This window comes from Bartonella sp. AP19HLJMH, assembly GCF_042196245.1.
Classification (GTDB): Bacteria; Pseudomonadota; Alphaproteobacteria; order Rhizobiales; family Rhizobiaceae; genus Bartonella.
Genome location: NZ_JBHIPX010000081.1, coordinates 1 through 901 on the forward strand (window position 1 = coordinate 1; position 901 = coordinate 901).

The 901-nt window shown below is 40.1% G+C and carries 1 protein-coding gene and 1 pseudogene; one reads left to right on the forward strand and one right to left on the reverse strand.

The features are described from left to right. Positions 1-51: 51 nt before the first annotated feature. Positions 52-216: pseudogene (locus ACFINR_RS09475) on the reverse strand (exonuclease); the annotation flags it as partial. A gap of 176 nt (positions 217-392) precedes the next feature. Between ACFINR_RS09475 and ACFINR_RS09480 the strand changes: the two are divergent. Then, positions 393-901: integrase arm-type DNA-binding domain-containing protein (locus ACFINR_RS09480; RefSeq protein ID WP_375654243.1), on the forward strand; the 509-nt coding region annotated here is incomplete at its 3' end.

The window sequence follows — 901 nt, forward strand, 5'->3', positions numbered from 1 at the left end:
GAAGGGTGGGGGTGCTTGTAGATATGCGGGGAACAAAACACCCCCATAAGGTTAAGCAGCTTTTGTTGAGAGTTGTTGTATCTCTCGTTCTATCTCTGCTAAAAAGGCTTCAACAACTTGATTGATCTGTTCAATTTGTTGATCATCACGGAGAACACGCTTGACTTTCATACGCAAGTGAAAGAATTCCCCCGTAAAACGTGGGTCATAGCTTACGGCAACAAATTGATTTATAATGATAATTCACTGTTTTGCATATTGAATGAGAGGACTGAATATAGTAAGATTTTCTTATTCTAAATCCTCTCAGATTGAATCAATTCATATCACTTGCTTGCACGTCAAAAGCGGGGCTGGTGTGTGGGTAAAATTTATATAAGAAAGGACTAAAAATGGTTCTTATGAATCGTCTTAACGCAAGGGCTGTCGCAACATTGGGAGCTGGCAAATATAATGATGGTGCCGGCTTGATCCTCCATAAGCGTAAAGATGGTGGTGCTCAATGGCTTTATCGTTATACCATTTACGGTCGGCGCCGTGAAATGGGCTTGGGTGCATTAAGACATGTTTCTTTAAAAAAAGCGCGTGAATTGGCAAATCAATGGCGTTCTGTTTTGCATGAGGGTCGTGACCCCATTAAAGAACGCAATAAACAAAAGCGTGAAGCAATGCGTAATCTTCATTATTTAAAAGATATTGCTTTGGATACTTTTGAAAGTCGTAAAGCTGAATTAAAAGGGGATGGTAAAAATGGAAACTGGTTTTCACCCTTAAAACTTCATATTCTCCCTAAATTAGGCTGTCTACCCGTTTCAGAGATTACCCAAACAGAGATACGCAATACCCTTTCTCCCATTTGGCATACAAAGGCTGTAATTGCTCGAACAGCATTGATACGTCT